Origin of the sequence: Streptomyces sp. B1866, from assembly GCF_031932565.1 — a bacterium.
Classification (GTDB): domain Bacteria; phylum Actinomycetota; class Actinomycetes; order Streptomycetales; family Streptomycetaceae; genus Streptomyces.
Map to the genome: position 1 here is coordinate 1 of NZ_JAVSCF010000456.1, position 2,387 is coordinate 2,387.

At 80.4% G+C, this 2,387-nt stretch carries 1 protein-coding gene; it reads left to right on the forward strand.

Annotated elements, in window-relative coordinates; all coding sequences use genetic code 11:
- Positions 1–2,387, forward strand: a 2,387-nt coding sequence (locus RKE29_RS29360; protein ID WP_312008753.1) for a beta-N-acetylglucosaminidase domain-containing protein, incomplete at both ends; no start/stop codon positions are given.

Here is a 2,387-nt window from a genome sequence, read left to right on the forward strand (position 1 = left end):
CCGACGGCGGACCCGGCGGCGGACCCGACCCGTACGCGCTGGACGCCCTGCGCGCCCTGCTGCGCGGCGCCGGGGTGCGCACCGTCCACGAGGCCGGTCCCGGCGGGCCGCGCCACCGGCCTCGGGGCCTGGTGGTGCGCGTCGGCGGCCAGGGCGCGGAGGAGGCGCTGCGGGCGCTGCGCGCGCCCGCGCGGGGCGACCTGCGGCCGGGCGGCTACCGCCTCGCGGCCGGGTACGCGGACGGCCTGCCCACGGTGGCCCTGTCCGGCGTCGGCCCGGACGGGCTGTTCCACGCCGTGCAGACCCTCCGGCAGCTTCTCGTGCCCGTCCCGGGCGGGCCGGACGGCTCGTACGCGCCCGCGCGGGGCGGTGCGCGGCACCGCGCGTACGCCGTCGCCGGGGTGGCCGTCCGCGACTGGCCGGAGGCGGCCGTGCGCGGCACCGCGGAGGGCTTCTACGGCGAGCCGTGGTCGCACCGGGACCGGCTGGCGCTGCTCGACTTCCTGGGGCGCACGAAGCAGAACCGATACCTCTACGCGCCCGGCGACGACCCCTACCGGCAGCTGCGCTGGCGCGACCCGTACCCGGCGGCGCGGCGGGCGGAGTTCCGGCAGCTCGCGGACCGGGCGCGGCGCAACCACGTCGTCCTGGGCTGGGCGGTCGCGCCCGGCCAGTCGCTGTGCTTCAACTCCGCGGCCGACCTGCGGGCGCTGCTGCGCAAGGTGGACGCGATGTGGGCGCTCGGCGTGCGCGCCTTCCAGCTCCAGGTGCAGGACGTCAGCTACAGCGAGTGGCACTGCGGCGCCGACCGGCACGCCTTCGGCTCGGGCCCGGAGGCGGCCGCGCGGGCCCAGGCCCGTATCGCGGGCGCGCTCGCCGCGCACCTGGCCGACGCGCACCCGGGCGCTGCCCCGCTGTCCCTGATGCCGACCGAGTACTACCAGGACGGGGCCACCGACTTCCGCCGCGCGCTGGCGCGGGCCCTGGATCCGCGGGTGGAGGTGGCCTGGACCGGAGTGGGCGTGGTGCCGCGGACGATCACCGGGGAGGAACTGGCGGACGCGCGGAAGGCGTTCGGCCACCCGCTGGTGACCATGGACAACTACCCGGTCAACGACTACGCCGAAGACCGGCTCTTCCTCGGCCCGTACACCGGCCGCGACCCGGCCGTGGCCAGCGGGTCGGCGGGGCTGGTCGCAGGTGCGATGCGGCAGCCGACCGCCTCGCGCGTGCCGCTGTTCACGGCGGCCGACTTCGCGTGGAACCCGCGCGGCTACCGGCCCGCCCGGTCCTGGCATGCGGCCGTGGACGACCTGGCCGGGCCGGACGAGGCCGCCCGCGCGGCCCTGCGCGCGCTCGCCGGGAACGAGGCGTCCTCGGTGCTCGGGGGCGAGGAGTCGGCGTACCTGCGTCCGCTGATCGACGCGTTCTGGGCGGCGCTGCCGGGGACGGCCGGTACGGGCGCGAGCGGCGGTACGGGCGCGAGCGGTACGACCAAGGGCGGCGACGCGGAGAAGGGCGGCCGTACGGAGACGGGCGGTACGCGCGCGGGCGGCGCGGACGCGGACCGGCTGGACCGGGCCGCCGACCGGCTGCGCGCTGCCTTCCGCACCATGGGCGGCGCCCCGCGGCGGCTGGCGGCGGCGCTGGGCGGCGAGGCGGGCCCGTGGCTGGACCAGCTCGGCCGCTACGGCGACGCGGGCCTGCGGGCCGTGGACCTGCTGACCGCCCAGGCGCGCGGCGACGGCGCGGCGGCCTGGCGCGCGCGGCGGGAGGTCGGGCGGCTGCGCGAGCGGATCGCGGAGAGCCCGGTGACCGTGGGCAAGGGCGTGCTGGAGCCGTTCCTGGCGGAGGCGGTGCGGCGGGCGGACGCGTGGACGGGCGCGGACCGGGCGACGCCGCCGGGCCCCTCGCCCGCCCAGCGCGCCGCCGCGGACGGCGACCCGGGTACGGCCGTGGCGGCCTCCGGCGAGCCGGTGACCGTGCGGTTCGGCCGGGCCCGGCCGCTGACGGCGGTCACGGCGCTGACGAGCGCGGCGCCGAGTGCGCCGCCCGCGCGGGGAAGGCCGCGGGTGGACCCCGCTGCCGGTTCCCCGGGCTCGGTGGAGGCCCACGTGCCCGGCCAGGGCTGGCGGCGGCTCGGCGCGGTGTCCGGCGACGGCTGGACGCAGGTCGCGGGCCGGGGCGTACGGGCCGACGCGGTCCGCCTGACCTGGCGGGCGCCCGCCCCCCGGGACGGCGAGCCGGATGCCGGAGCCGACGGCGAGCCGCAGACCGGTGCGGGCGGCGAGCCGGACGTCTCAGCCGACCGCGACCAGGACCGCGGAGCCGGTGGCGGCGCGCGGCGGCCCGCTCACGGCGACCGGCCGGACGCCGCGCGGGGCGGC